Here is a 26,074-nt window from a genome sequence, read left to right on the forward strand (position 1 = left end):
GGTGTCTGGCAGCAGGGGGTTACAGGTGTACAATGCGCCGCGTTTTAACTGTGACCTCCTGCGCATCTGCGCAAACCTCAAGGCTATCCGCCTTGTTCACTCCGCCGCGCCACAAGCGTGTCGGGTTCGATTTCGTCACAGATAAAAACAAACAGGTGACGCATGACCGTTGTAAAAACGCTGAACTCCTTTTGCCTTCGCTGGGGTTTGATCGGCGCTGCTTGAAATCGCAACTGAGCAGCATCGTCTAACGAACATCATCAAACCTTGCGTGAGACCCTTTTCATGAGTGGACAAAACTCGCATTCAGGCGAGCTGAAACGCGGCCTGAAAAATCGCCATATTCAACTGATCGCCCTCGGTGGCGCGATTGGCACCGGGCTGTTCCTGGGCTCGGCCGGCGTACTGAAATCCGCCGGCCCGTCGATGATCCTCGGCTACGCCATCTGCGGCTTCATTGCGTTCATGATCATGCGCCAGCTCGGCGAAATGATCGTCGAAGAGCCGGTTGCCGGTTCCTTCAGCCACTTCGCCCACAAATACTGGGGCGGTTTCGCCGGCTTCCTCTCGGGCTGGAACTGCTGGATCCTGTACATCCTGGTGGGCATGTCGGAGCTGACCGCGGTCGGCAAATACATCCACTACTGGGCGCCTGATATTCCGACCTGGGTCTCGGCCGCCGGGTTCTTCGTCCTGATCAATTTGATCAACCTGGCCAACGTCAAAGTCTTTGGCGAGGCCGAGTTCTGGTTCGCGATCATCAAGGTCGTGGCGATCGTCGGCATGATCGCGCTCGGCAGCTACCTGCTGGTCAGCGGCCATGGCGGCCCGCAAGCCTCGGTGACCAACCTGTGGGCCCACGGCGGCTTCTTCCCGAATGGCGTCAGCGGTCTGGTAATGGCCATGGCCATCATCATGTTCTCCTTCGGCGGCCTGGAAATGCTCGGTTTCACCGCAGCAGAAGCCGACAAACCGAAAACCGTGATCCCGAAAGCCATCAACCAAGTGATCTACCGGATCCTGATTTTCTACATCGGCGCACTGGTCATTCTGCTGTCGCTGACGCCGTGGGACAGCCTGTTGGCGACCCTTAACGCGTCGGGTGATTCCTACAGCGGCAGCCCGTTCGTGCAAGTGTTCTCGATGCTTGGCAGCAACACCGCCGCGCACATCCTCAACTTCGTGGTCCTGACCGCGGCGCTGTCGGTGTACAACAGCGGTACCTACTGCAATAGCCGTATGCTGCTGGGCATGGCCGAGCAGGGCGATGCGCCGAAAGCCCTGGCGAAGATCGACAAGCGCGGCGTGCCGGTGCGCTCGATCCTCGCGTCGGCGGCTGTGACGTTGATTGCGGTGTTGCTGAACTACCTGATCCCGCAGAACGCGCTGGAACTGCTGATGTCGCTGGTGGTTGCCACCCTGGTGATCAACTGGGCGATGATCAGCTTCTCGCACTTCAAGTTCCGCCAGCACATGGACAAAACCAAACAGACGCCGCTGTTCAAGGCCCTGTGGTACCCGTACGGGAACTACATCTGCCTGGCGTTCGTGGTGTTCATCCTCGGCGTGATGCTGTTGATCCCGGGCATCCAGATCTCGGTGTATGCGATTCCGGTGTGGGTTGCGTTCATGTGGGTTTGCTACGGCATCAAGAACAAGCGCAGTGCTCAGCATGCGTTGCAGGCGGCAAACGCGAAGTAAGCGCAGTATGCAGAAACAACAAACCCGGCCAAATGTGCCGGGTTTTTTGTGATCGACGCAAAACCTGTAGGAGCGAGCGATGCGGCGATCCGACTTGCCCGCGAAGCAGACGACTCGGTTTGTCAGGCAAACCGCGTTATCGTTCTTCGCGGGCAAGCCTCGCTCCTACAGGGTATTCTGGCGGTCCTGATATCGGACGTTTTTCCATGCTGGTGATTTCCAACAATGTGCATCTGCCGGATGCCGAGATCGAGTTGACGGCCATTCGTGCGCAAGGCGCCGGTGGGCAGAACGTCAATAAGGTCTCCAGTGCCATGCACCTGCGTTTCGACATTCCGGCCTCGTCCTTGCCCGAGTTCTACAAGGAGCGGCTGCTGGCGCTGCGTGACAGTCGCATCACCAGCGAAGGGGTGCTGATCATCAAGGCCCAGCAATACCGCACCCAGGAAGCCAATCGCGCGGATGCGCTGGAGCGGCTGATCGAGTTGATTCTCAGCGCGACCAAGGTCGAGAAGAAACGCCGCCCGACCAAACCGACTCTCGGTTCGAAGAAGCGTCGGCTCGAATCCAAGACCAAGCGTGGCAGCATCAAGGCTGGGCGGGGCAAGATCGATTTCTAGCGCGCGTCGCGCTCTTCACGGTACTTTTCATTAAGGTGCTTGGGCGCCTGCCGGTACAAATAAACGCTCAGCGCCAAGCCGCTCAACGCGGCAATCGCGGCAAACAGAAAGATCGAAGCAAAGCCAAACCCGGCGGCAATCGCACCGGCCACTGGCCCGGTAATCCCCAGCGACAAATCGATGAACAGCGAATAGGCCCCGACCGCTGCGCCACGACTGGAAGCGGGCACCAGGTTGACGGCTTCCACGCCCAGCGCCGGGAACACCAGCGAGAAGCCGAAACCGCTCAATGCCGCGCCGGCCAGTGCCCAATGAGCATCCGGTGCCAGCCACAGCAGCAACAACCCCAGGGTTTCCACCGACAGGCAGGCAATCGCCACGCGAAAGCCGCCGAGGCGGTTGATCAGGTTGCCGAACAACAATCGCGCGCCGATGAAGCTTGCGCCGAAGAGGCTCAGGCAAAGCACTGCGTTTTCCCAGTGTTGCGTGGCGTAATACAACGTGATGAAGGTGGCGATGGTGCCGAATCCGATCGAGCCCAAGGCTAGACCGCAACCATGGGGCAGCACCCGTCCCAGCACGTGCATGAACGGCAGCCGTTCACCGACCACAATCGGCGCGGCGGTTTTCGGCCAGGCCAGCGCCAGGCCGAGGACGGCCAGCAGCACGATGCTCGCGCCCATGCTCCACAAGCCCAATTGACTGACCAGGAGCACGCCCAACGGCGCGCCGACCGCCAGTGCGCCATAACTGGCGATGCCGTTCCAGGAGATGACTTTGGCGGTGTTCGCTGCGCCGACCCGGCCGATGCCCCAGCCAATCGAGCCGGAGCCCACCAGACTTTCCGCGCTGCCAAGCACCAGGCGGCCGATCAACAGGCTGATCAGGCTCAGCATTGGCAGGCTCTGGGTCCAGGCCGAAATCAGCATGAACACACCGCTCAAACCGCAACCGGCGAGGCCGTACATCACCGCGAGTTTGCTGCCCTTGTTGTCGATGATTTTCCCGGCGTATGGCCGGCTGAGCAGGGTGGCCAGGTATTGCACGCTGATCACCAGCCCGGCGATCACGGCGCCGAATCCGAGGTCGCTGTGGACATAGCCGGGCAATACGGCGAGGGGAATGCCGATGTTCAGGTAGCCGATAAAGGTAAAGAGAACGATGGAAACGACTTGCAGCGTGACCGCCAGGGGGCGCTGGTTTTCAGACATGAGTAAAGGTCCACGGGAAAGCAGGATAGATAGGCTGCTTATGATAGCGGCGCGAGCGGCCGCGGGGCGTGGAAAAGTAAAACTATTTGCCGGGCGGGCTTATTCGAGTTTTGCGGGGGCAACCAATTGCGTCGTGACCAAAGCGGCCAAGGCGTTTTCTTCGCTGCCGAAACGGGCGAGCAACGCGGCTTGTTTCTCGGGGGACAGGCGATTCCAGATCTCGATCATCTTCTCGGCGGTGCCGATCAGGACGCTGGCCTGGGTTTCTGAGAAGTCGTCAGTCATGGTGTGGGACTCGGGGTTCAGGCGGTGTGGAAAGCGCATGTTAGCGCTTTCCACACGGTCTGGCATTGCAGGTGTTTCAGTCTTCGCTGTCGGCCTGGCGGCGTTCAGTGGCTTCTTTCGGCTCGGGCTGTTGGGCACCGGCTTGTTGCGGGGTTGTCTGCTCAGTTTCGTGCAGGCTTGGGAAGGGGAGATTAGGGATCTCGTGCATGTTTCGCGCTCCTCGCAAAGTCTGTTGATAGATCTGGTAGATCCGCGCTTTTAAAAAGCTTGGGCAGGATACAGCAGGAGAAATGACAAATAGACTTTTATATCCATTTGTTTCGACGGATGGAGTTGTCTAGACAGGTCTGTAGGAGACGCACAGGCAATTGTGGGAGCGGGCTTGCTCGCGAATGCGGTGGATCAGTCAATGTTGATGTCGACTGACACTCCGCTTTCGCGAGCAAGCCCGCTCCCACAGGGGATGTGCAATGGCTTGAGGTTATTTGCAGACTTCGGCGATTGCCTCGGCCAGCAAATCCAGACGCGTTGCATCGATCCCTGCCACGTTCGCCCGGCCGGTACCCACCATGTAAACGCTATGATGATCGCGCAGCTGTTTAACCTGATCCGGCGTCAAACCGGTGTAGGAAAACATCCCGCGTTGCACGCCAATATGCGCAAAGCGTTCGCGCAAGCCGTGTGGTTCAAGCGCTTCCACCAGCCCGCTGCGCAGTTGGGCAATGCGCAAACGCATGGCTTCCACTTCGTCGGTCCAGCGGCTTTTCAGCTCCGGGTCGGCGAGGATCGTTGCGACTACTGCCGCGCCGTGATCCGGCGGGGTCGACCACAGGTTGCGGGCGATGTTGGCCAGTTGGCTGCGTATGTCGGTGAGCTTATCAGCGGTTTTCGCGCAGACGATCAGCGCACCGGTACGATCGCGGTACAGGCCGAAGTTCTTCGAACATGAGCTGGTGATCAGCAGCTCCGGCAACTCGGCGGCGAACAGCCGGGTCGACCACGCGTCCTGCTCCAGACCGTCGCCAAAGCCCTGATAGGCGAAGTCGATCAGCGGCAGCAGATCGCAGCTGCGCACCACGTCCAACACTCGGCGCCAGTCGTCATGACTGAGGTCGAAACCGGTCGGGTTATGGCAGCAGGCATGCAGCAACACCACGTCGCCCTTCGGCGCTTCGCTGAGGGCGGCGAGCATCGCTTCGACGTCGAGGCGGTTGTCGCTGCCGACGTACGGGTAGTGACTGACCTTGACCCCGGCCGCCGCGAAAATCGTTTCGTGGATCGGCCAGGTCGGGTTGCTCAACCACACGCCTCGGCCCGGCAGGCACTGGGCGATGAAGTCGGCACTCAGGCGCAAGGCACCGGTGCCCCCTGGGGTCTGAGTGGCGCCGACACGCTGTTCGGCGATCAGCGCCGAGTCGGCACCGAGCACCAGCTCATTGATGACTTTGCCGAACAATGGATTGCCGTGACCACCGATGTAGGTCTTGGTGTTCTGGCCTTCAACCAGTCGCGCCTCGGCGATTTTCACCGCTTCGGGAATCGGCGTCTGGCCCTGGGCATCTTTATAGACGCCCACGCCAAGGTCGAATTTGCGCGGGTTAGGGTCCTGCGCATAGGCCTCCATCAGACCGAGAATCGGATCGCCGGGTACTCGACCTATGGCGTCGAAATGCATTATTTGCGGCCCTCGGCATCCTTGGCCACGTCGTCAGTGCGTGCGGCCATGATGAAATCGTTGCGGTGCAGACCCTTGATGGAGTGACTCCACCAGGTCACGGTGACTTTGCCCCATTCAGTCAGCAAGCCAGGGTGGTGACCTTCGGCCTCGGAGATTTCGCCGACCGCGTTGGTGAACGCCAGCGCGTGCTTGAAATTCTTGAACAGGAAAACCTTTTCCAGCTGCATGATGCTGTCGCGAACTTCGATGTTCCAGTCCGGGATCTGCTTGATCAGTACCGGCAGTTCTTCGTCGCTGACCTGAGGAGCGCCGGCTTGGCAGGCTTCGCAATGGGCTTGGTTCAATGTGGACATGATGGGTTCCTGAAATCGAATTATTGGAAATCGGCCGTCAGTACCCCACGCTAAACCAAAGCGTCGGTTTCTGACAGGCTCACTTGATTCTAAAAGCTGCGGATCACGCGGCTTTTTTTGGCGGAAATTTTGGCGCGTGCAAGCCCAGCTGCATGCCTTGCTTGACCATGCTCATGATGTCTTCATGGGCCACATCAAACAGACGCTTGAGGTTCGGCAGGACAAAGTACAGCGGCTGCAGGATGTCGATGCGATACGGCGTGCGCATGCATTCCAGCGGATCGAATGCCTGATGCTCAGGCTCGTCCGACAGGCAGTAAACAGTTTCTTTCGGCGAGGAGAGAATGCCGCCGCCGTAGATGCGCAGGCCTTCTGGCGTATCGACCAGGCCAAACTCGATGGTCATCCAGTACAGGCGCGCCAGGTACACGCGTTCTTCCTTGGTGGCCTGTAGGCCGAGTTTGCCGTAGGTGTGGGTAAATTCGGCGAACCAGGGGTTGGTCAGCAGCGGGCAGTGGCCAAAGATCTCGTGGAAAATGTCCGGCTCTTGCAGGTAATCCAGTTCTTCGCGGGTACGAATAAACGTTGCGACCGGAAACTGCTTGTTGGCGAGCAATTCGAAAAAGGTCTGGAAGGGGATCAGCGCCGGAACCCGGGCCACTTGCCAGCCGGTGGTTTCACCGAGGACTTTGTTGATCTCGCCCAGTTGCGGAATGCGGTCGTGGGGCAGACCGAGTTTTTCGATACCGTCCAGGTATTCCTGGCACGCACGACCCTCGATCACTTTCAGTTGGCGAGTAATCAGCGTGTTCCACACCGCGTGTTCTTCAGCGGGGTAGTCGATAAAACCTTGCGCATCGGGCTCGCGAGCCACGTATTGCGTCTGCTTCATGCTGCTCTCCTGCTAAGGGATTTCGTTCTTGTTATGTGCTGCTATGGACTTAGAAATACCCCAAGGCGTGCGGTGATGCAGCAGGTGATCGCTGGTGTGCGTAGGAGAATTCGTCGTTTTTCGTAAAGTATTCGTTACGGATCGGCCTCTGCTGCGCAGGTATTGAGTTTTCCGGGTTTGAAAAGCGCTGCAGCTGTCACATAATCTTGACGACTAACTGAGCGGCTCGGCAAATAAATACGTCCGAGGTCACTGCGATTACCCCTTGGGGGAGCGGGCTTGCTCGCGAAGGCGGTCCGTCTGATACATCAATGTCGGATGTGCCGACGCTTTCGCGAGCAAGCCCGCTCCCACAGGTTGCATCAACCTTATTCACAGCTTTTCAGGCCTTTTATATGCGTATCAAAGTCCACTGCCAGAACCGCATCGGCATCCTGCGCGACATTCTCAACTTGCTGGTCGAGTACGGGATCAACGTCGCTCGCGGTGAGGTCGGCGGCGAGCATGGCAATGCGATCTACCTGCATTGTCCGAATCTGATCAACATTCAGTTCCAGGCGTTGCGCCCGAAATTCGAATCGATTGCCGGGGTGTTTGGCGTCAAGCGTGTAGGCCTGATGCCCAGCGAGCGTCGGCACATGGAGCTCAATGCCTTGCTGGGCGCATTGGAGTTTCCGGTGTTGTCGATCGACATGGGCGGCTCAATCGTCGCGGCCAACCGGGCGGCGGCGCAGTTGCTGGGTGTGCGGGTCGATGAGGTGCCGGGCATTCCGTTGTCGCGGTATGCCGAGGACTTCGACTTACCGGAATTGGTGCGCGCCAACAAGTCGCGGATCAACGGCTTGCGGGTCAAGGTCAAGGGTGACGTGTTTCTCGCCGACATCGCGCCGCTGCAATCAGAGCATGACGACAGCGAAGCCATGGCCGGCGCGGTGTTGACCTTGCACAGGGCTGATCGGGTCGGTGAGCGTATCTATAACGTGCGCAAGCAGGAGTTGCGCGGGTTCGACAGTATCTTCCAGAGTTCCAAGGTCATGGCGGCGGTGGTGCGCGAGGCCCGACGCATGGCGCCGCTGGATGCGCCGCTATTGATAGAAGGCGAAACCGGCACGGGTAAAGAGTTGTTGGCGCGTGCCTGCCACTTGGCGAGCCCTCGCGGTCAATCACCGTTGATGGCACTCAACTGCGCCGGTTTGCCGGAATCGATGGCCGAGACCGAGTTGTTCGGTTACGGCCCCGGCGCTTTCGAGGGGGCGCGGGCCGAAGGCAAGCTCGGGCTGCTGGAGCTGACGGCGGGCGGTACGCTGTTTCTCGATGGCGTCGGGGAAATGAGCCCGCGCTTGCAGGTGAAGTTGCTGCGCTTCCTGCAGGACGGTTGCTTTCGCCGTGTAGGCAGTGATGAAGAGGTTTATCTGGATGTGCGGGTGATCTGCGCGACGCAGGTGGACTTGTCCGAGTTGTGCGCACGCAGTGAGTTTCGCCAGGATTTGTATCACCGCTTGAACGTGCTGTCGCTGCACATCCCGCCATTGCGTGAATGCCTCGACGGTTTGACGCCGCTGGTGGAGCACTTCCTCGATCAGGCCAGTCGGCAGATCGGTTGCCCGCTGCCGAAACTGGCGCCGGCAGCGATGGAGCGCCTGAGTCATTACCACTGGCCGGGCAATGTCCGGCAGTTGGAGAACGTGTTGTTCCAGGCGGTTTCCCTGTGCGAGGGCGGGACCGTGAAGGCCGAGCACATTCGCTTGCCGGATTACGGCGTGCGTCAGCCGCTTGGCGATTTCTCCCTCGAAGGTGGGCTGGATGCGATTGTCGGGCGCTTTGAGAAAGCGGTGCTGGAACGGCTGTATTCCGAGCATCCGAGCAGTCGGCAGCTGGGCAAGCGCCTGGGGGTTTCCCATACGACCATTGCCAATAAATTGCGTGAGTATGAAGTCGGCAAGACTGAGTCATAGCTGACATTTGCTGTGATGGTGGGGGCCCCTTCGCGAGCAAGCCCGCTCCCACATTCGACCGAGGTCCACCAGAAGAAGCGCGGTCGAATGTGGGAGCGGGCTTGCTCGCGAATGCGGTAGCGCTGTCAACACCCGATCAGCCTTTGCCACTAACCGGCATAACACCGCCGGTTTTTCGTCTCCGATACATTTCCCCAATCCCCGCAATCCCCCTCAAGTCCTTTGTTTGCCGGGCCTCGCGCCGTCAAAAGAAAGTTGGTCTGCAAATTGCTTATCGCTCAGCAGTACAGCGGTGGGCGGCAAACGTCCGGCATGCAGAGGAAAGAGTGTGGACAAGTACCTTTATGTGGCAATGACCGGCGCCAGCCAGAATGCTCTGGCGCAGAAGGCTCATGCCAACAACCTGGCAAACATCTCCACCAACGGTTTTCAGAAGGACCTGGAACAGGCCCGTTCGATGCCGGTGTTTGGTGACAGCTTTCCGGCGCGTGCGTTTGCCATGACCGAGCGTCCGGCCACGGATTTCTCCCCGGGTGCGCTGGTGCAAACCGGTCGCGACCTCGATGTCGCGGTGCAGGGCAATGGCTGGATCGCCGTGCAGAACCCCGATGGCGGTGAAAGCTACGTGCGCACCGGCAGCCTGAACGTTGACGCCTTGGGCGTGCTGCGCGCCGGCAACGGTATGCCGGTGATCGGCAATGGCGGGCCGATTGCCGTGCCGCCCGAGCAGCAAATCGAAGTCGGCGAAGACGGCACCATCAGCATCCGTGCGATGGGTGAAGGCCCGCGGGTGATGGCCGAAGTCGACCGGATCAAACTGGTCAACCCCGACTTCAAGAACATGACCAAAGGCCTGGACGGTTCGATCCACACCAAGGACGGCAAGCCGGCGCAGGCCGATGCCAACGTCAAACTGGTGTCCGGGTTCCTGGAGTCGAGCAACGTCAATGCCGTGGAAGAAATGACTTCGGTGCTGGCGCTGGCCAAGCAGTTCGAGCTGCACATCAAGATGATGAACACCGCCAAAGACGATGACCAGGCCATGGCTCGGGTCTTGCAGATCAGCTAATTATCAGAACGTCGCGCCGTAAAACAGGCGCACGAGGAGAATCGAATGCTTCCGGCTCTATGGGTTGCCAAAACAGGTCTGTCCGCCCAGGACACCAACCTCACCACCATTTCCAACAACCTGGCGAACGTATCGACCACGGGTTTCAAACGTGATCGCGCCGAGTTTCAGGACTTGCTGTATCAGATCAAACGCCAGCCAGGCGCCCAGTCGACCCAGGACAGCGAACTGCCGTCGGGTCTGCAAGTGGGTACCGGTGTGCGCATCGTCGGCACCCAGAAAAACTTCACCGCCGGCAGCCTGCAAACCACCGAGCAGCCGCTTGACCTGGCCGTCGACGGTCGCGGTTTCTTCCAGATTCTGCAGCCGGACGGCACCACGTCCTACACCCGTGACGGTACATTCCACCTGGATTCCAACGGCCAGATCGTGAACGCCAGCGGCTTCGCCCTGGAGCCGGCCATTGTCATTCCGAACGACGCCCAGACTTTCACCGTCGGCCGTGACGGCACCGTGTCCATCACCGTTGCCGGCAACCCGGCCTCCCAGGTGATCGGCAACCTGCAAACCGCCGACTTCATCAACCCGGCCGGTCTGCAAGCGGTGGGTAACAACCTGTTCCTGGAAACCGCTGCCAGTGGCGCGCCGCAAGTCGGCACCCCGGGCCTCGGCGGTTTCGGCACCACGCTGCAGAACACCCTGGAAACGTCCAACGTCAGCACCGTTGAAGAGATGGTCAACATGATCACCACTCAGCGCGCCTACGAGATGAACTCCAAAGTGATCTCCACCGCCGATCAGATGCTCTCGTTCGTAACGCAGAATCTGTAATCAAGTCTATGAGGCGGCCATGCGGTCGCCTGCAATACCGTGAGGTAGGGTCATGAATCGCTTTGTATCTGTTCTGGCACTGAGTGGGGTCGTCGTGCTCGCGGGCTGCGTCGCTCCGCCGCCCAAGCCCAATGACCCTTACTACGCCCCGGTGTTGCCGCGTACGCCGTTGCCGGCTGCCGCCAATAACGGCTCGATCTATCAGGCCGGTTTTGAACAGAACCTGTACAGCGACCGCAAGGCGTTCCGGGTCGGTGACATCATCACCATCACCCTGAACGAACGCACCCAGGCCAGCAAGAACGCCAACTCGCAAATTGACAAGAACAGCAAGACCGGCATCGGCCTGAGCTCGTTCTTTGGTGGCGGTCTGAGCACCAACGATCCGGTGGGCAGCGGTAGCCTGAGCCTGGACGTCGGTTACGAAGGCGACCGTGCGACCAAGGGCGATAGCAAGTCCGGCCAGAGCAACAGCCTGACCGGTTCGATTACCGTGACCGTCGCCGACGTGTTGCCCAACGGCATCATCGCCGTGCGCGGCGAGAAGTGGTTGACCCTCAACACCGGCGATGAGCTGGTGCGGATTGCCGGCCTCGTTCGCGCCGATGACATCGCCACCGACAACACCGTGTCGTCGACCCGCGTCGCCGATGCACGCATCACCTATTCGGGCACCGGCGCGTTTGCCGATGCGAGTCAGCCAGGCTGGTTCGACCGTTTCTTCCTCAGCCCGCTGTTCCCTTTCTAGGTGGCTATGTTGAATCTTAAACACCTGATGGTGGGCGTCCTGTTGCTGTCCGCGGCATTCGACGCTCAAGCCGAGCGGCTGAAGGATATCGCCAGTATTTCCGGCGTGCGTTCCAACCAATTGATCGGCTACGGCCTGGTGGTCGGGCTCAACGGCACCGGTGACCAGACGACCCAGACCCCGTTCACCCTGCAGACTTTCAATAACATGCTTTCGCAGTTCGGCATCAAGGTGCCGGCAGGTTCGGGCAACGTGCAGTTGAAGAACGTCGCGGCGGTATCGATCAGTGCCGACTTGCCTGCGTTCGCCAAGCCGGGTCAGCAGGTGGACATCACCGTTGCGTCCATCGGTAACTCCAAGAGCCTGCGCGGCGGCACCTTGCTGCTGACGCCGCTCAAAGGTATTGACGGCAACGTCTACGCTATCGCTCAGGGCAACCTGGTGGTCGGCGGTTTCGATGCTGAAGGTCTGGACGGTTCGAAGATCACCGTCAACGTTCCGTCGGCCGGTCGCATCCCCGGCGGTGCGTCGGTCGAGCGTGCGGTGCCAAGCGGTTTCAATCAGGGCAACAGCCTGACCCTGAACCTCAATCGTTCGGACTTCACCACTGCCAAGCGCATCGTCGACAAGATCAACAACATGCTTGGTCCTGGCGTCGCTCAGGCCATCGACGGCGGTTCGATTCGGGTCAGCGCGCCGCTCGATCCAAGTCAGCGCGTCGACTATTTGTCGATCCTTGAGAACCTTGAAGTCGACCCGGGTCAGGCGGTGGCGAAAGTCATCATCAACTCCCGTACCGGCACCATTGTGATCGGCCAGAACGTCAAGGTTTCCCCAGCCGCCGTGACCCACGGCAGCTTGACCGTGACCATCACCGAAGACCCGATCGTCAGCCAGCCCGGCCCTCTGTCCAATGGCCAGACCGCCGTCGTGCCGCGCTCGCGGGTCAATGCCCAGCAAGAAGCCAAGCCGATGTTCAAATTCGGCCCGGGCACCACCCTCGACGAAATCGTGCGTGCGGTGAATCAGGTCGGCGCGGCACCGGGTGACTTGATGGCAATCCTCGAAGCACTGAAACAGGCCGGCGCGTTGCAAGCCGACCTGATCGTGATCTGAGGACAGCGACCATGGATATGCGCAAAGGCGGTCTGGGTGTCAGCAGCAACGATTCGGGCTCTTATTCGGACTTGAATCGTTTGAACCAGCTCAAGGTCGGCGACAAGGACAGTGACGCGAACATGCGCAAGGTTGCGCAGGAATTCGAGTCGCTGTTCCTCGGTGAAATGCTCAAGTCCATGCGCTCGGCCACCGAAGCGCTGGGCAAGGACAACCCGCTCAACACCCCGGCGGCCAAGCAATACCAAGAAATGTACGACCAGCAGTTGGCCGTTTCCATGTCTCGCGAAGGCGGCGGTATTGGTCTGGCGGACGTGCTGATGCGGCAGATGTCGAAGAACAAACCGCTGGCGCCGGGCGAGGCTGCGGCCTTGTCCGCCGCCAAGCAGGAAGCGGCGAAAGCTGCGGTGCCGACGCCGATTGCCGCGGGCACCGTGGCCACCGACGGTCCGCTGTCGCGGCTCAATGGCCAGCGTCCGTTGTGGGCGTCGCGTTCGGTAAAAGCGCCGACAGGCGAGGGCACGCATCACAATGACATGGAGCTGATCAATCAGCGCCGTCTGGCCTTGCCACCGAAACTGGCTGATCGCTTGCTCGCCGGTCTGGTGCCTTCGGCAACGACTGCCGCCGCAGTGACACCGAACAAAACCCTGCTGCCTGAACGCGCTGCGACAACCGCAGCGACCGGGGCCGGCCCGCTACTCAATGGCGACTGGCTGGCCTCGCAAACCGATAACAAATCCAGCGGACGCCTGCAGGTTTATGGCCGTGCGATGGCGCAGATTCCACTGGCGCCGCCGAAGAAAGCCTTCAGCTCCGCCGACGAATTCGTCAACACCATGCTGCCGATGGCCAAGGAAGCCGCCGACCGTATCGGCGTCGATCCGCGTTACCTGGTGGCCCAGGCCGCCCTGGAAACCGGATGGGGCAAATCGGTCATGCGTGCCCAGGATGGCAGCAGCAGCCACAACCTGTTTGGCATCAAGGCCAGCAGCAGCTGGAAGGGTGAATCGGCACGAGCGATCACCAGCGAATTCAGGAATGGCGAGATGGTTAAGGAGACGGCTCAGTTCCGTTCCTACGACTCTTACAAGGACAGCTTCCATGACCTTGTGACGCTGCTGCAAACCAACAATCGCTATCAAGATGTTGTGAAGTCGGCCGATAACCCAGAACAGTTTGTACGCGAGTTGCAAAAGGCCGGTTACGCAACCGACCCGGACTACGCAAGCAAGATTTCGCAGATAGCCAAGCAGATGACGAGTTACCAGAATTACGCTGCGGCGGGCGCTACCACCACGCCTTTATAGGCACAAGCTATAAGGTCTGAACCATGAGTTTGCTCAATATCGGGATGTCGGGGCTGGCTGCTGGCCAATCCTCGTTGATGACCACCGGTAACAACATCGCCAACGTTGACACCGCCGGGTACTCACGCCAGCAATCTGTGCAGAGCACTAAAGGCTCTATTCAGTACGGCAATGTGTTCATCGGCACCGGTACGACGCTGTCCGATGTGCGCCGAGTGTACAACAGCTACCTCGATGCTCAGTTGCAGACCACCACTTCGCTCAACAGCGATGCGCAAGCGTATCTGGGGCAGGCCACGCAAGTGGACAAGCTGTTGTCCGACAGCGGCACTGGTATCACCAAAACGCTGCAGTCATTTTTCTCGTCTTTGCAAACGCTGTCCGCCAACTCCAATGACAGTGCTTCACGTCAAGCGTTGTTGACCAATGCTCAGGGGTTGAGCAGTCGCTTCAACGCCATTTCCCAGCAGTTGAATCAGCAGGGTTCGTACATCAACAATCAGTTGGGCTCGATGGCCGAACAGGTCAATAAGCTGGCATCGACCGTTGCGGCCTACAACAAGAAAATCAGTGAGGTCAGTGGTTCGGGCGGCATGCCCAACGATCTGCTGGACCAGCGCAACGAGACCGTTCGACAGCTCTCCGAGCTGGTGGGCACGCAGGTCAGCGAAACTAACGGCCGACTGGATATTTATCTGGGCAGCGGCCAGCCGCTGGTCATAGGCAATACTGTCAATACTTTGCGCCTGGCGACCGACAAGTCTGACCCTACCCGTTCCTCGATCATCATGGATCGCGGCAGTTCGACGATCGATATCACTTCCGTGGTGTCGGGTGGCGAGATGGGGGGGCTGTTGCGTTACCGCGACGACGTGCTGACGCCAGCAGTCAACGGGCTGGGTCGCATCGCCATGGTGGTGGCCGATCAGGTCAACAAGCAGTTGGGGCAGGGGCTGGATCAGAACGGTAATTTTGGCTCGGCGTTGTTTAACGACATCAACAGCGCGACGGCGATCAGCCAGCGCAGTATCGCCAATGGCAACAACGACCCGACATCCGGCAACCTCAACGTCACTATCAAAGACACCAGCAAACTGGCCGCCAGTGATTACCAGGTGACCTTCACCAGTGCCACCGGCTACAGCGTGCGTCGTCTGTCGGATAATACGGACATGGGCAGTTTCACGCTGGGCGCTACTCCGGCACAGGTCATCGACGGCTTCAGCCTGAGCCTCAACGCTGGCCCGGTGAGCCCTGGCGATACCTTCAAAATTACCCCGACACGCAGTTCCGCGGCGGACATGACCACCGTCATGACGGACGCCAAGACCTTGGCCACAGCCGCTCCGCTGACATCCACCAAGGCCTCGGGCAATGACGGCACCGGTGCTGTCAGCCAGCCAACGTTGAGTACTGCTCTGGATATCTACGACCCGGTGCAGCGCCTGGAAGTGCAGACGGCGGTCAAGGCGGCGATGCCGGTTCGCCTGCTCATGACCAGCAGCACCGCTTATGAGGTGTTCGATGCCAAAGGCACCAGCATCGGGACCGGCAGCATCGTGCCTGGTCAGAACAACGATCTGAGTATTTCGGTGCCTTACACGGACGTCGGGGGCGCTGCGAAAACCTTCAAGGTCGCGATGACCGTCAGCGGCAGCCCCGCCAAGGACGACAGTTTCAATATCTCGATGACTGCGCCCGGCAGTACTGACAACCGCAACGCCCAGGCGCTGCTCGGTCTGCAGACCAAGGCCACGGTCGGCGCCAACGCCACCAGTCCGGGCGTGAGTTTCACCGATGCCTACGGTGGTCTGGTCTCGTCAGTCGGCTCCATGACCAAACAGGGGCAAATGGATGCCACCGCCACTGGAGCCATCCTGACCCAGGCCCGGGATTCTCGCGATTCGCTGTCGGGTGTCGACCTCGATGAAGAGACCGGTAACCTGATCAAATACCAGCAGTACTATTCGGCCTCTTCGCAGATCATCAAGACTGCGCAGGAAATCTTCAGCACTCTGATCAATGCCCTTTAAGGAGCCGTAGAACATGCGTATTTCTACTGCACAGTACTATGCGACGACGGCTGCCAACTATCAGCGCAACTTCAATAACCTGCTGAAGTCGGCCGAGCAGGCCAGTAGTGGTGTGAAGCTTGAGACAGCGGCGGATGATCCGGTCGGTGCGGCCCGCTTGCTGCAACTCGATCAGCAAAAAGCGATGCTGGGTCAGTACACCACCAACATCAGCGCGCTGAACACCGCTCAGGCGCAAGAAGAAAGCGTGCTCGACAGCATCAACAACGTGCTGCAAAAAGTCAGCGAGTTGGCGGTACGTGCCGGTGGCGGTTCGTTGAACGACGACGACCGTAAATCCATTGCGGCAGAACTCGGTCAGGCTGAAGAACAACTGCTGAGCCTGATGAACAGCAAGGATGCCAACGGCAAGTACATTTTTTCCGGCGCCAGCAACAATACTCAGCCTTTTACACGCAACAGCGACGGTACCTACAGCTATCAGGGTGACCAGACGCAGCTGCAATTGAAGATCGGTGACTCGATGTCGCTGGGTCTTAACGATACCGGTTGGGATGTGTTCCAGCAGGCGATCAATGCCGCCCGAAGTTCGACCACCATGACCGCGCCGGCCACCAATGACGGACGTGTGGCCTTGTCGCCAGGCCTGGTGAGTTCCGGCCCGGCTTTCGATACAAGTTTTCGCAGTGGTCAGCCGTATACCCTGGCCTTCACCAGCAGCACCCAGTTTTCGATCACGGATGCCTTGGGTAATGACGTGACCGCCGAGGCGAGTCAGGGCGGGGTGTTTGACCCGAATGCCAAGGGCGGCTCCGACGTCAACTTCCGTGGTGTTACCTTTAAACTGGATATCACTTTCCAGGCCGGTGACAACGCCACCAACGCCGACGCGGTGATCGCCGGTCACAGTTTCCAGTTGACGGCCAAGCCGGACAGCTTCGTCAGCAACCGTGCGCCGAGCAATGGGTCGACGGCTTTGGTGAGCCAGTCTTCGGTGACCAGTGCTGCTGACTACAAGAGCTATTTTCCTGAGGGCGGTGCGGTTCTGAAATTCACCAGCCCAACGACCTTCGACTTGTACGCCCGTCCGTTGACCAGCAGTAGCACACCGGTAACCTCCGGGACCGTGGCGGCGGGTGTAGCGACAGCAGCCGGTGTCAGCTTTACCCTCAGTGGCGGGGCACCCGCCACGGGTGATCAGTTCGACATTGCGGTCAATACACACCAGACCCAGAACGTGCTGGATACCATCAGTCAGCTGCGTCAGGCGCTTGACTCGCCGACCCAGGGCAACCCGACCGCGCAGCGCTTTCTGGAAGACACCGTGGCTTCGGCCCTTGCCAACCTGGGCAACGCCAAGAACCAGGTCGACCTGGCCCGTGGCGCTATCGGTGCCCGGGGTAACGTGATGGATATGCAGGCCGAACAAAACCAGAGCACTAGCCTGATCAACGATTCAACGCAGAACGGAATCAAGAACACCGATCCAGCGGAAGTGCTGACTCGCCTGACCTTGCAGCAAACCATGCTGCAGGCGGCCCAATTGGCGTTCTCGAAGATTTCCCAGTTGGGCCTGTTCAACAAGCTTTGAGTCGGTCTTGACCGCTCGCGGCCAGTCCCTGTCATAGGGGGCTGGCTTTTTTTTGCATTTTTTTAGTGAGGCGGGGTGGGGCAGAGCAGGGCTTGTGCCACAAAATCAAATAAAGCACTGATCTCTGAGTGACCCGCCAGTCAAAACGCGCATCTTCACTGTATCCTGTCTGCGGGCGGTGAAGGTGGGGGGCTGATCAAGGTGATCCTTGAGTCCCGACGTTGCCTCCTCTGGGGGCCAAGCCCTGACTGTAAACGCCCTCGATTCAGCGAGCGGCGATATTCAGCTGTTTATTATTGGGAAGCCATAATGATTGGCATAAAAAACATAGCGAGTTACGTGCCGGCAGCCGGGGTTGACAACTACGCCCAGGGTGCAAAGTTCGACAAGGACGAAACGTTCATCCTTGGCAAGATCGGCTCGGCGTTTTTGCCGCGCAAGGGTGCCGATCAGGAAACTTCGGATCTGTGCGTCGAAGCAGTCAATGCCCTGTTCGCCGCCAGTCCCGAACTCAAACGTGAATCCATCGATTGCTTGATCGTCGTCACCCAGAACGGTGACGAAGAAGGTTTGCCGCATACCGCTGCGATCGTTCAGGACAAATTGGGTCTGCCAACCCATGTCGCCGCTTTTGATATCTCCCTGGGCTGTTCCGGTTACGTGTACGGCATCTATGCCCTCAAGGGGTTCATGGAAGCGACGGGGCTGAAAAATGGCCTGCTGGTGACGGCTGATCCGTACTCGAAGATTGTCGACCCGGAAGACCGCAACACCACCATGCTGTTCGGCGATGCCGCCACCGCGACCTGGATGGGCGAAAACGCTGTCTGGCAGCTCGGCAAGTCGAAGTTCGGCACTGACGGTTCCGGTGCGCCGCACCTTAAGGTCACCGATGGCGTGTTCTTCATGAACGGCCGCCAGGTCTTCAACTTCGCCTTGCTGAAAGTCCCGGCTCATTTGCACGAGCTGCTGGATGAGTCCAACTTGCAGGCGCACGATATCGACGCTTTCTGCATTCACCAGGGCAGCGCGGCGATTGTCGATGCCGTGGCGCGTCGCTTCGAAGAAGGCGAGCCGGAGAAGTTCATCAAGGACATGCTCGAAACTGGTAATACCGTGTCTTCGAGTATTCCACTGCTGTTACAGAACCACGTGTTCGATTCGAAATGGACGCGTGTGGCCATCAGTGGTTTTGGTGTGGGCCTGTCGTGGGGCTCGGCGATTCTTTATCGCGGCTGATCGTAGCGCCTTGCCAATGGCATGAAAAAAACGCCCGGTAACGAAAGTTGCCGGGCGTTTTGCGTTTTTCTGACGCCAGATTTTCTGGCTCCAAAGCCTTGAAAATAAAGGGCTGGCAAGCGGCCACTAAAAATTTCAAAAAAACCGCTCAAGCAAAGCCTCTTCACGACGATAACTATTACGTAGGTTCTCTAGGCCACACCCGACGGATGTCAGGGCCGGAAGCCGCAGTATCCATCCAACGAGGATTTCGTCATGGCTTTAACAGTAAACACCAACATTGCATCGCTGAACGTTCAAAAGAACCTGACCCGTTCGTCCGACGCTCTGCAAACTTCGATGCAACGCCTGTCTTCCGGCCTGCGTATCAACAGCGCTAAAGACGATGCGGCCGGCCTGCAAATTTCCAACCGTCTGACCAGCCAGATCAACGGCCTGCAGACTGCCATCAAGAACGCCGGTGACGGTATCTCCATCGCGCAAACTGCTGAAGGCGCGATGCAAGAATCCACCAACATCCTGCAGAAAATGCGTACCCTGGCTCTGGCTTCCGCGAACGGCTCGCCAAGCGCTGAAGACCGTAAGTCGAACAACGCTGAATACTCTGCTCTGACTTCCGAGCTGACCCGTATCGCTACCACCACTACTTTCGGTGGTCGTAACCTGTTGGACGGTTCTTTCGGTACTACCGCTTTCCAGGTAGGCGCCAACGCAAACCAGACCATCAACATGACTCTGGGTGACGTATCGGCTAACAACATCGGTTCCCAGCAGCTGAAGTCCGTGGCCATCGCGCCAAGCGCAACTGGCGTTGCCGGCGGTGCTCTGGCTGTCACCGGTGGTGGCCAGACCGCTAGCGTAACTGTTGCTGCCGGTCAGTCTGCCAAGGCTACCGCTGCTCAGCTGAACGGCGCTATCGGTGGCCTGTCGGCTACTGCCAGCACTGAAGCTCAGTTCACTGTTAACACTGCTGCAATCCTGGCCGCTACTCCAGCCAGCGCCAACTTCTCCATCAAAGTAGGCAGCGGCGCCGCAGTCAACATGGTTGGTGTTACCGACACTGCTGGTCTGGCTGACCAACTGAAGTCCAACGCTGCCAAGCTGGGCATCAGCGTTAACTACAACGCCACCACCAACAACCTGCAAATCAAATCCGACACCGGTGAAAACATCACTCTGGACACTGGTGACGCTGGTGCAATCGCTGGTATCGCCGTTGCTGCCAAAAACGGTGCTGGTGCCTACGGTGCTGGTGTTGCTGCCGCTGCTGGTCCAATCCAGGTGACTGGTGCAGTATCGCTGAACTCCACCAACAGCTACTCGCTGAGCGGTGCTGGTGCAACGGGTCTGTTCGTCGCTGCCGGTACTACCGTCAGCTCGGCCAAAACCACCGTCAACAACACTGACGTGACCACTGCTACCAACGCGCAAAACGCTGTTGACGTGATCACCCAGGCAATCGCCAACATCGACTCCCAGCGTGCGGACCTCGGTGCGGTACAAAACCGTTTCGACAGCACCGTGGCCAACCTGCGCAGCATCTCGGACAACTCCACTGCTGCTCGTGGCGTGATCCAGGACGTCGACTTCGCGTCGGAAACTGCTCAGTTGACCAAGCAACAAACCCTGCAACAGGCTTCCACCGCGATCCTGTCCCAGGCTAACCAGCTGCCATCCGCTGTACTGAAGCTGCTTCAGTAATTCCAGCGCTTGGTGACTGACGGAAGGGCGCGTTTACGTGCCCTTTCGTCTTTTCCGTGATGAGGAGATTTAGCATGGACATGAGCGTCAAGTTAAACCTGTCCTATCCGGCCGTTGCTCCCCAGAGTGTCGCGCCGACTGTTACCGCTAAACAGGATCAACCCAAGGTTGAAGCCGTTGCGTCTGTGGGCTCCGAGCCGAAGCGTGATGACCTGGAAAAAGCTGTGACCGATATTCAGGAATTCGTCCAGGCTGCCCAGCGCAAACTGGATTTTTCCATTGATGATTCCTCCGGCCGGGTCGTGGTCAAGGTCATTGCCACTGAAACCGGTGACGTGATTCGCCAGATCCCTTCGGAAACTGCATTGAAACTGGCACAAAGCCTGTCGGACGCCAGTAGTTTGTTGTTTGACGACAAAGTCTGAACTGGCATGAATTTTGTTGCTGTCAATGATTAGCACGCGCTTAGTCAAGAAGTCGGCAGCCACTGGATAAGGAGAGAGATGATGGCGGGTACAACAGTTAGCGGTATTGGTTCGAACATCGATACCCAGTCGATCGTGAAGTCTTTGGTGGACGCGGAGCGCGCGCCCAAGCAAACGCAGATCAACAATCAGACGCTGAAAGCAACCACCTCGCTGTCGTCCATCGGTAAAATCCAGGCGGCGCTGGATGCCTTCCGCAGTGCGTTGGACAACATGAAAACCGCCTCCAGCTTCAGTGGCTTGAGCGGGTCGTCGTCCGATGAGAAAGTTGCCACCGTTACCACCGGCACTGGCGCCGCGGCCGGCAGTTTCTCGCTGCTGGTTACCAAGCTGGCAACTGCGTCGAAGATTTCCACCCAGGTTTATGCCGGCGGTGCGTCTACGGTGGTCAACGCCGGTTCGGTGCCGACCACGCTGAGCATCAAGCAGGGAAGCGATACCTTCGATGTAAGCATTCCCGCCGGCGCGACGTTGCAGCAAGTCCGCGACTCGATCAACTCGCAGTACGCCAACAAGGGCTTGAGTGCCAACATCCTGACCGACGCCAGTGGCTCTCGTATGGTACTGACCTCGACCACGACCGGTGTTGGTACGGATCTGACACTGTCGGGTAACTCAGGCCTGCAAACAGGTGTCACCGTCCTTGCTCCTCCACAGAACGCCGAGTACGTTCTGGATGGTGTGTCGATGATCTCCAAGTCCAATACCATCGCCGATGCCGTGAGCGGGATCACGGTCAAGCTGACTGGTGTGTCGCCGACTCCGTCCGGTGGTGGTGCAGCGACGCCGGCAACCATCACGGTGTCTGCGAGCACAGCGACGTTGAAGTCTGCGGTCAAGGGGTTCGTTGACACCTACAACGCCCTGATCAAGGCGTCCAATGCCGAGACTCAAGTCACCACCAATGCCAATGGTTCCGTGACGTCAGGCGCGCTCACAGGCGATGCCTCCCTGCGTTCATTGATGTCGGCGGTGCGTACCGAGCTCAATGCGATGGGCGGAACGGGTCAGTTGAAATCGCTCGCTCAGTTCGGCGTCAAGACCGATCAAAAAACCGGGATGCTGTCCGTCGACGATAAATTGTTCGACGCCGCGGCGTTGACCAATGCCGCCGACATCAACGGTATCTTTGCCGGCGACACCGGTTTGTTGGTCCGCATGAAGTCCGCCACCGACAGTTTTGCGCTGAGCAAGACCGGTGTGTTCGCCGCACGCTCGGCAACCCTGACCAGCAGCCTGAACGACTTGAAGAAGCAGCAGGATTCCCTTGATGCGCGGATGACCAGCCTGCAAGCGAGCCTGAGCGCCAAGTACACCGCGATGGATTCCCTGGTGGCCAAGCTGCGGGCACAGAGCGATAGCATCATGACCACGCTCAATGCGTTGAACAATCCGAAGTCGGACTGATCCGCATCAGGCATAAAAAAACCCAGGCAGTCTGTAATGACAGTGCCTGGGTTTTTTCATTGGTGGCGGGTCTGGGTTAAAGTTATGTGTCGCTCAGTCGACATAATGATCAGAGCAGTCCCTTTTTCAGTTGTTGTCTGTCACGAGGTAGAAACATGAACCCCATGAGAGCCCTTCGCCAATACCAGAAGGTCAATTCCCATGCTCAAATCTCTGAAGCCAATCCGCATCGCCTGGTGCAGTTGCTGATGGAAGGCGGGCTGGATCGCATGGCGCAAGCCAAGGGTGCAATGGAGCGTGGCGACATCGCTCTCAAGGGGTTGATGCTGGGCAAGGCGGTCGACATCGTTATCGGCTTGCGTGACGGCCTGAACCCGGAAAAGACCGAAGACCCGGCGTCGCTGCAGCAACTCGACAACTTGTATGCCTACATGATGACGCGCCTGATGGAAGCCAATCGCGATAACGACGCGGCAATCATCGATGAAGTTTCCGGCTTGCTCGAAACCCTGAAAAGCGGGTGGGATACAATCGCCAACCACTAGGCCTGACGGCCGAGGATGACGTCATGAGTCATGCACTGCACCGCATTGAAGAAACCCGTGAAGCCTTGGTCGACGCTTTGGCTGCGCGCAATTGGGACGCGATTGGCGAGCTGGACGCGACCTGTCGTGAATGCGTTGATGATGCGCTGAGCGAGGCACCGGTCGACGAAGAAGCGCTCCGGGCCAATCTGGAAGGGCTGCTGGAGGTGTACAAGGAATTATTGACGGCGACTATGGGCGAGCGTCAGGCGATAGTCGATGAAATGTCGCAAGTCACCCAAGCGCAGCGTGCGGCAAAGGTTTACCATCTGTTTGGTTAATTAATCCCCGGTTAATCCAAACATAGTGCGCCATAAATTTGACTGTGCACGGTTTTTTGACTTAACTAGTGGCTGGTTGAACATTTCAGGCGTCTACAGGCATAACGTGTCTGCAAGCGTCTAGCTTGCCCCTCATTTTGGGCATTGAGTTGACTAGGGAAGTTGCTATTGCATGTGGCGTGAAACCAAAATTCTGCTGATTGATGACGATAGCGTCCGCCGTCGCGACTTGGCGGTGATATTAAATTTTCTTGGCGAAGAAAATTTACCCTGCGGTAGCCATGACTGGCAGCAGGCTGTCGGCTCATTGTCGTCAAGTCGTGAAGTGATCTGCGTCCTCATCGGGACGGTCAATGCGCCTGGCGCACTTCCGGGCTTGTTAAAGACACTCGCTACCTGGGATGAGTTCCTTCCGGTTTTGTTAATGGGCGATAATTCTTCCGTTGACTTGCCTGAAGACCAGCGTCGCCGTGTGCTTTCGACCCTCGAAATGCCGCCCAGCTACAGCAAACTGCTCGACTCGCTGCACCGTGCCCAGGTCTATCGTGAGATGTATGACCAGGCCCGCGAGCGCGGTCGTCATCGCGAACCCAATCTTTTTCGCAGTCTTGTCGGCACCAGCCGGGCGATCCAGCACGTCCGTCAGATGATGCAACAAGTGGCCGACACCGACGCCAGTGTGTTGATCCTCGGCGAGTCCGGCACCGGCAAGGAAGTGGTCGCGCGCAACCTGCACTACCACTCCAAGCGTCGTGATGCGCCGTTCGTTCCGGTCAACTGCGGGGCGATCCCGGCCGAGTTGCTGGAAAGCGAATTGTTCGGCCACGAGAAGGGTGCTTTCACCGGCGCCATTACCAGTCGTGCCGGGCGTTTCGAACTGGCCAACGGCGGCACCCTGTTTCTCGACGAAATCGGCGACATGCCGCTGCCGATGCAGGTCAAGTTGCTGCGCGTGTTGCAGGAGCGCACCTTCGAGCGCGTGGGCAGCAACAAGACCCAGAGCGTCGATGTGCGCATCATTGCGGCGACTCACAAGAATCTCGAAAGCATGATCGAGATCGGCACCTTCCGCGAAGACTTGTACTACCGCCTGAACGTGTTCCCGATCGAGATGGCGCCGCTGCGCGAACGTGTCGAGGACATCCCGTTGCTGATGAACGAGTTGATCTCGCGCATGGAGCACGAGAAGCGCGGTTCGATCCGCTTCAACTCGGCGGCGATCATGTCGCTGTGCCGTCACGGCTGGCCGGGCAACGTTCGCGAACTCGCCAACCTGGTGGAGCGCATGGCGATCATGCATCCGTACGGGGTGATCGGCGTGGTCGAATTGCCGAAGAAATTCCGTTACGTCGATGACGAAGACGAGCAGCTGGTCGACAGCCTGCGCAGCGACCTTGAAGAACGAGTGGCCATCAACGGCCATACCCCGGACTTCACCGCCAACGCCCTGCTGCCGCCGGAAGGCCTCGACTTGAAAGACTACCTCGGTGGTCTGGAGCAAGGGTTGATTCAGCAGGCGCTGGATGATGCCAATGGCATCGTTGCCCGCGCTGCAGAACGCCTGCGTATTCGTCGCACCACGCTGGTGGAAAAGATGCGCAAGTACGGCATGAGCCGTCGCGACGGTGATGAACAGGCGGATGATTGACGCCTGTTTTTCAAGTCGTTCATTTGTAGGCGTTTTTTTTTAGGCACGGGTATTGCTACATCCCTCGCAACGTTCCGTTTAACTGACGGTCAGCCAAGCGAGAGAGCACGATGCCCCAAGCCGCCCAGATGTCTCCTGTCCCTGATGTTTCGGGGCAACCGTCGTCCGTAGAGCAGGCAAGCCGGCTTGGCCTTGAGCAGGCGTTCTCGCTGTTCAGCCAGATGTCGAGCCAGTTGACCGATTCCTACAGCATGCTTGAGGCCCGGGTCACCGAGCTCAAGGGCGAGCTGGCGGTGGTCAGCGCTCAGCGCATGCAAGAGCTGGCGGAAAAAGAACGCCTGGCCAACCGTCTGCAAAACCTCCTCGATCTGTTGCCTGGCGGCGTCATCGTCATCGATGCCCAGGGCATCGTGCGCGAAGCCAACCCGGCGGCCTGCGAGTTGCTCGGTCTACCCCTCGAAGGCGAACTCTGGCGCCATGTCATTGCGCGCTGCTTTGCACCCCGGGAAGACGACGGTCACGAAATCTCCCTCAAGGACGGTCGGCGTCTGTCGATCGCCACTCGCTCGCTGGATGCCGAGCCTGGGCAGTTGGTGTTGCTCAACGACCTGACTGAAACCCGTCATCTGCAAGATCAACTGGCCCGTCACGAACGCCTGTCGTCCCTCGGTCGCATGGTCGCTTCGTTGGCCCATCAAATTCGTACACCGCTGTCCGCTGCCTTGCTCTACGCCAGTCATTTGACTGAACAGGAATTACCGGTCGCCACGCAGCAGCGTTTCGCCGGGCGCCTGAAAGAGCGTTTGCATGAGCTGGAGCATCAGGTCCGCGACATGTTGGTGTTCGCTCGCGGCGAGTTGCCGTTGACTGACCGCGTCACGCCCAAGCAGCTGATGCAGTCGCTGCAATCGGCGGCGCTAACTCATGTGCAAGACCTGCCGATTCGCTGGCAGTGCGACAGTCATGCAGGCGAATTACTGTGCAACCGCGACACTCTGGTCGGCGCGATTCTCAACCTGATCGAGAACGCGATTCAGGCCAGTACTGGCGATGTTCGATTGAAGGTGCATTTCTACGCCCGTGAAAACAACCTGCGCGTGTGTGTCAGTGACAGCGGCAGCGGCATCGACGGCAAAGTGCTGGCGCGCCTGGGCGAGCCGTTTTTTACCACTAAAACCACCGGAACCGGCCTGGGCCTGACCGTGGTCAAGGCAGTGGCCCGTGCTCATCAGGGAGAATTGCAGTTGCGCTCGCGGCCGGGTCGCGGCACGTGTGCGCAGGTCATCCTGCCGCTTTTTTTCGGTGAACAGCCTAGCGCTCAGGGAGCGGAGTGAAG

At 58.9% G+C, this 26,074-nt stretch carries 24 protein-coding genes; 18 read left to right on the forward strand and 6 right to left on the reverse strand.

The annotated features are described in order from the left end of the window. Nucleotides 1-285 precede the first annotated feature (285 nt). Together ACYZTM_RS23440 and arfB are read left to right on the forward strand one after the other, a co-directional pair. Nucleotides 286-1,701, forward strand: coding sequence for an amino acid permease (locus ACYZTM_RS23440; RefSeq protein WP_131062515.1), 1,416 nt, complete (start codon nucleotides 286-288; stop codon nucleotides 1,699-1,701). A gap of 206 nt (nucleotides 1,702-1,907) precedes the next feature. Further along, nucleotides 1,908-2,321 (forward strand): alternative ribosome rescue aminoacyl-tRNA hydrolase ArfB, encoded by a 414-nt coding sequence (gene arfB / locus ACYZTM_RS23445; RefSeq protein WP_131061642.1) that lies wholly within the window; start codon nucleotides 1,908-1,910, stop codon nucleotides 2,319-2,321. On the opposite strand, the gene ACYZTM_RS23450 is transcribed toward arfB, so the two are convergent. The 6 genes from ACYZTM_RS23450 to phhA form a co-directional block, all read right to left on the reverse strand. After that, nucleotides 2,318-3,532 (reverse strand): MFS transporter, encoded by a 1,215-nt coding sequence (locus ACYZTM_RS23450; RefSeq protein WP_461984904.1) that lies wholly within the window; start codon nucleotides 3,530-3,532, stop codon nucleotides 2,318-2,320. The genes arfB and ACYZTM_RS23450 overlap by 4 nt on opposite strands. A gap of 99 nt (nucleotides 3,533-3,631) precedes the next feature. Next, nucleotides 3,632-3,817: a hypothetical protein gene (locus tag ACYZTM_RS23455; RefSeq protein WP_461989191.1), complete on the reverse strand. Its 186-nt coding sequence runs from the start codon at nucleotides 3,815-3,817 to the stop codon at nucleotides 3,632-3,634. 76 nt (nucleotides 3,818-3,893) lie between these two features. Beyond that, the gene (locus ACYZTM_RS23460; protein WP_017337149.1) at nucleotides 3,894-4,025 is read right to left on the reverse strand and encodes a hypothetical protein; all 132 of its coding nucleotides are present in this window, start codon (nucleotides 4,023-4,025) and stop codon (nucleotides 3,894-3,896) included. Nucleotides 4,026-4,298: 273 nt separating this feature from the next. Next, a complete protein-coding gene (locus ACYZTM_RS23465) occupies nucleotides 4,299-5,492 on the reverse strand; it encodes an amino acid aminotransferase (protein WP_461984906.1) in 1,194 nt (397 codons plus the stop codon). Continuing rightward, nucleotides 5,492-5,848, reverse strand: coding sequence for a 4a-hydroxytetrahydrobiopterin dehydratase (locus ACYZTM_RS23470; RefSeq protein WP_131061639.1), 357 nt, complete (start codon nucleotides 5,846-5,848; stop codon nucleotides 5,492-5,494). Before ACYZTM_RS23470 ends, ACYZTM_RS23465 begins: the two co-directional genes overlap by 1 nt. Nucleotides 5,849-5,951: 103 nt before the next feature. Beyond that, nucleotides 5,952-6,740, reverse strand: a complete 789-nt coding sequence (gene phhA / locus ACYZTM_RS23475; protein WP_131061638.1) for a phenylalanine 4-monooxygenase — start codon at nucleotides 6,738-6,740, stop codon at nucleotides 5,952-5,954. 395 nt (nucleotides 6,741-7,135) lie between these two features. On the opposite strand from phhA, the gene ACYZTM_RS23480 reads away from it, so the two are divergent. The 16 genes from ACYZTM_RS23480 (at nucleotide 7,136) to ACYZTM_RS23555 (ending at nucleotide 26,072) form a co-directional block, all read left to right on the forward strand. Next, nucleotides 7,136-8,695, forward strand: coding sequence for a sigma-54-dependent transcriptional regulator (locus ACYZTM_RS23480; protein WP_131061637.1), 1,560 nt, complete (start codon nucleotides 7,136-7,138; stop codon nucleotides 8,693-8,695). Nucleotides 8,696-9,023: 328 nt separating this feature from the next. Then, nucleotides 9,024-9,764: a flagellar basal body rod protein FlgF gene (locus ACYZTM_RS23485; protein ID WP_131061636.1), complete on the forward strand. Its 741-nt coding sequence runs from the start codon at nucleotides 9,024-9,026 to the stop codon at nucleotides 9,762-9,764. A 45-nt stretch (nucleotides 9,765-9,809) separates the two neighbouring features. Then, on the forward strand, nucleotides 9,810-10,595 hold the full coding sequence (flgG, locus tag ACYZTM_RS23490; protein ID WP_131061635.1) for a flagellar basal-body rod protein FlgG: 786 nt from the start codon (nucleotides 9,810-9,812) through the stop codon (nucleotides 10,593-10,595). Nucleotides 10,596-10,647: 52 nt separating this feature from the next. Further along, nucleotides 10,648-11,343 carry a flagellar basal body L-ring protein FlgH gene (gene flgH, locus ACYZTM_RS23495; RefSeq protein WP_131061634.1) on the forward strand — a complete coding sequence of 232 codons (696 nt, stop codon included), beginning with the start codon at nucleotides 10,648-10,650 and terminating at the stop codon, nucleotides 11,341-11,343. A gap of 6 nt (nucleotides 11,344-11,349) precedes the next feature. Then, a complete protein-coding gene (locus tag ACYZTM_RS23500; RefSeq protein WP_131061633.1) occupies nucleotides 11,350-12,459 on the forward strand; it encodes a flagellar basal body P-ring protein FlgI in 1,110 nt (369 codons plus the stop codon). A gap of 11 nt (nucleotides 12,460-12,470) precedes the next feature. Beyond that, nucleotides 12,471-13,769 (forward strand): flagellar assembly peptidoglycan hydrolase FlgJ, encoded by a 1,299-nt coding sequence (gene flgJ / locus ACYZTM_RS23505; RefSeq protein ID WP_461984910.1) that lies wholly within the window; start codon nucleotides 12,471-12,473, stop codon nucleotides 13,767-13,769. Nucleotides 13,770-13,792: 23 nt separating this feature from the next. Further along, nucleotides 13,793-15,802: a flagellar hook-associated protein FlgK gene (flgK, locus tag ACYZTM_RS23510; protein ID WP_461984912.1), complete on the forward strand. Its 2,010-nt coding sequence runs from the start codon at nucleotides 13,793-13,795 to the stop codon at nucleotides 15,800-15,802. Between the two features lie 13 nt (nucleotides 15,803-15,815). Beyond that, nucleotides 15,816-17,393 (forward strand): flagellar hook-associated protein 3, encoded by a 1,578-nt coding sequence (locus ACYZTM_RS23515; protein WP_461984914.1) that lies wholly within the window; start codon nucleotides 15,816-15,818, stop codon nucleotides 17,391-17,393. A 309-nt stretch (nucleotides 17,394-17,702) separates the two neighbouring features. After that, nucleotides 17,703-18,632: a ketoacyl-ACP synthase III gene (locus tag ACYZTM_RS23520; protein ID WP_283183551.1), complete on the forward strand. Its 930-nt coding sequence runs from the start codon at nucleotides 17,703-17,705 to the stop codon at nucleotides 18,630-18,632. A 255-nt stretch (nucleotides 18,633-18,887) separates the two neighbouring features. Then, nucleotides 18,888-20,333, forward strand: coding sequence for a flagellin N-terminal helical domain-containing protein (locus tag ACYZTM_RS23525; RefSeq protein ID WP_461984916.1), 1,446 nt, complete (start codon nucleotides 18,888-18,890; stop codon nucleotides 20,331-20,333). 74 nt (nucleotides 20,334-20,407) lie between these two features. Further along, nucleotides 20,408-20,758: a flagellar protein FlaG gene (locus ACYZTM_RS23530; RefSeq protein ID WP_283183553.1), complete on the forward strand. Its 351-nt coding sequence runs from the start codon at nucleotides 20,408-20,410 to the stop codon at nucleotides 20,756-20,758. Nucleotides 20,759-20,839: 81 nt separating this feature from the next. Beyond that, nucleotides 20,840-22,225 (forward strand): flagellar filament capping protein FliD, encoded by a 1,386-nt coding sequence (gene fliD / locus ACYZTM_RS23535; RefSeq protein ID WP_461984918.1) that lies wholly within the window; start codon nucleotides 20,840-20,842, stop codon nucleotides 22,223-22,225. 155 nt (nucleotides 22,226-22,380) lie between these two features. Beyond that, nucleotides 22,381-22,770, forward strand: a complete 390-nt coding sequence (gene fliS / locus ACYZTM_RS23540; RefSeq protein WP_461984920.1) for a flagellar export chaperone FliS — start codon at nucleotides 22,381-22,383, stop codon at nucleotides 22,768-22,770. Nucleotides 22,771-22,793: 23 nt separating this feature from the next. Continuing rightward, nucleotides 22,794-23,090: a flagellar protein FliT gene (gene fliT, locus ACYZTM_RS23545; protein ID WP_131061624.1), complete on the forward strand. Its 297-nt coding sequence runs from the start codon at nucleotides 22,794-22,796 to the stop codon at nucleotides 23,088-23,090. Nucleotides 23,091-23,262: 172 nt separating this feature from the next. Further along, a complete protein-coding gene (locus ACYZTM_RS23550; protein WP_131061623.1) occupies nucleotides 23,263-24,738 on the forward strand; it encodes a sigma-54 dependent transcriptional regulator in 1,476 nt (491 codons plus the stop codon). A gap of 128 nt (nucleotides 24,739-24,866) precedes the next feature. Further along, nucleotides 24,867-26,072, forward strand: coding sequence for a sensor histidine kinase (locus ACYZTM_RS23555; RefSeq protein ID WP_461989193.1), 1,206 nt, complete (start codon nucleotides 24,867-24,869; stop codon nucleotides 26,070-26,072). Nucleotides 26,073-26,074: the final 2 nt, after the last annotated feature.

It is taken from the genome of Pseudomonas sp. MDT2-39-1 (assembly GCF_054898085.1).

What these genes read in the sequence shown, in the direction of transcription:
- ACYZTM_RS23440 (WP_131062515.1), top strand. Translation starts at nt 286, where the DNA reads ATGAGTGGACAAAACTCGCATTCAGGCGAGCTGAAACGCGGCCTGAAA.
- arfB (WP_131061642.1), top strand. Translation starts at nt 1,908, where the DNA reads ATGCTGGTGATTTCCAACAATGTGCATCTGCCGGATGCCGAGATCGAG.
- ACYZTM_RS23450 (WP_461984904.1), bottom strand. Translation starts at nt 3,532, where the DNA reads ATGTCTGAAAACCAGCGCCCCCTGGCGGTCACGCTGCAAGTCGTTTCC.
- ACYZTM_RS23455 (WP_461989191.1), bottom strand. Translation starts at nt 3,817, where the DNA reads ATGACTGACGACTTCTCAGAAACCCAGGCCAGCGTCCTGATCGGCACC.
- ACYZTM_RS23460 (WP_017337149.1), bottom strand. Translation starts at nt 4,025, where the DNA reads ATGCACGAGATCCCTAATCTCCCCTTCCCAAGCCTGCACGAAACTGAG.
- ACYZTM_RS23465 (WP_461984906.1), bottom strand. Translation starts at nt 5,492, where the DNA reads ATGCATTTCGACGCCATAGGTCGAGTACCCGGCGATCCGATTCTCGGT.
- ACYZTM_RS23470 (WP_131061639.1), bottom strand. Translation starts at nt 5,848, where the DNA reads ATGTCCACATTGAACCAAGCCCATTGCGAAGCCTGCCAAGCCGGCGCT.
- phhA (WP_131061638.1), bottom strand. Translation starts at nt 6,740, where the DNA reads ATGAAGCAGACGCAATACGTGGCTCGCGAGCCCGATGCGCAAGGTTTT.
- ACYZTM_RS23480 (WP_131061637.1), top strand. Translation starts at nt 7,136, where the DNA reads ATGCGTATCAAAGTCCACTGCCAGAACCGCATCGGCATCCTGCGCGAC.
- flgG (WP_131061635.1), top strand. Translation starts at nt 9,810, where the DNA reads ATGCTTCCGGCTCTATGGGTTGCCAAAACAGGTCTGTCCGCCCAGGAC.
- flgH (WP_131061634.1), top strand. Translation starts at nt 10,648, where the DNA reads ATGAATCGCTTTGTATCTGTTCTGGCACTGAGTGGGGTCGTCGTGCTC.
- ACYZTM_RS23500 (WP_131061633.1), top strand. Translation starts at nt 11,350, where the DNA reads ATGTTGAATCTTAAACACCTGATGGTGGGCGTCCTGTTGCTGTCCGCG.
- flgJ (WP_461984910.1), top strand. Translation starts at nt 12,471, where the DNA reads ATGGATATGCGCAAAGGCGGTCTGGGTGTCAGCAGCAACGATTCGGGC.
- flgK (WP_461984912.1), top strand. Translation starts at nt 13,793, where the DNA reads ATGAGTTTGCTCAATATCGGGATGTCGGGGCTGGCTGCTGGCCAATCC.
- ACYZTM_RS23515 (WP_461984914.1), top strand. Translation starts at nt 15,816, where the DNA reads ATGCGTATTTCTACTGCACAGTACTATGCGACGACGGCTGCCAACTAT.
- ACYZTM_RS23520 (WP_283183551.1), top strand. Translation starts at nt 17,703, where the DNA reads ATGATTGGCATAAAAAACATAGCGAGTTACGTGCCGGCAGCCGGGGTT.
- ACYZTM_RS23525 (WP_461984916.1), top strand. Translation starts at nt 18,888, where the DNA reads ATGGCTTTAACAGTAAACACCAACATTGCATCGCTGAACGTTCAAAAG.
- ACYZTM_RS23530 (WP_283183553.1), top strand. Translation starts at nt 20,408, where the DNA reads ATGGACATGAGCGTCAAGTTAAACCTGTCCTATCCGGCCGTTGCTCCC.
- fliD (WP_461984918.1), top strand. Translation starts at nt 20,840, where the DNA reads ATGGCGGGTACAACAGTTAGCGGTATTGGTTCGAACATCGATACCCAG.
- fliS (WP_461984920.1), top strand. Translation starts at nt 22,381, where the DNA reads ATGAACCCCATGAGAGCCCTTCGCCAATACCAGAAGGTCAATTCCCAT.
- fliT (WP_131061624.1), top strand. Translation starts at nt 22,794, where the DNA reads ATGAGTCATGCACTGCACCGCATTGAAGAAACCCGTGAAGCCTTGGTC.
- ACYZTM_RS23550 (WP_131061623.1), top strand. Translation starts at nt 23,263, where the DNA reads ATGTGGCGTGAAACCAAAATTCTGCTGATTGATGACGATAGCGTCCGC.
- ACYZTM_RS23555 (WP_461989193.1), top strand. Translation starts at nt 24,867, where the DNA reads ATGTCTCCTGTCCCTGATGTTTCGGGGCAACCGTCGTCCGTAGAGCAG.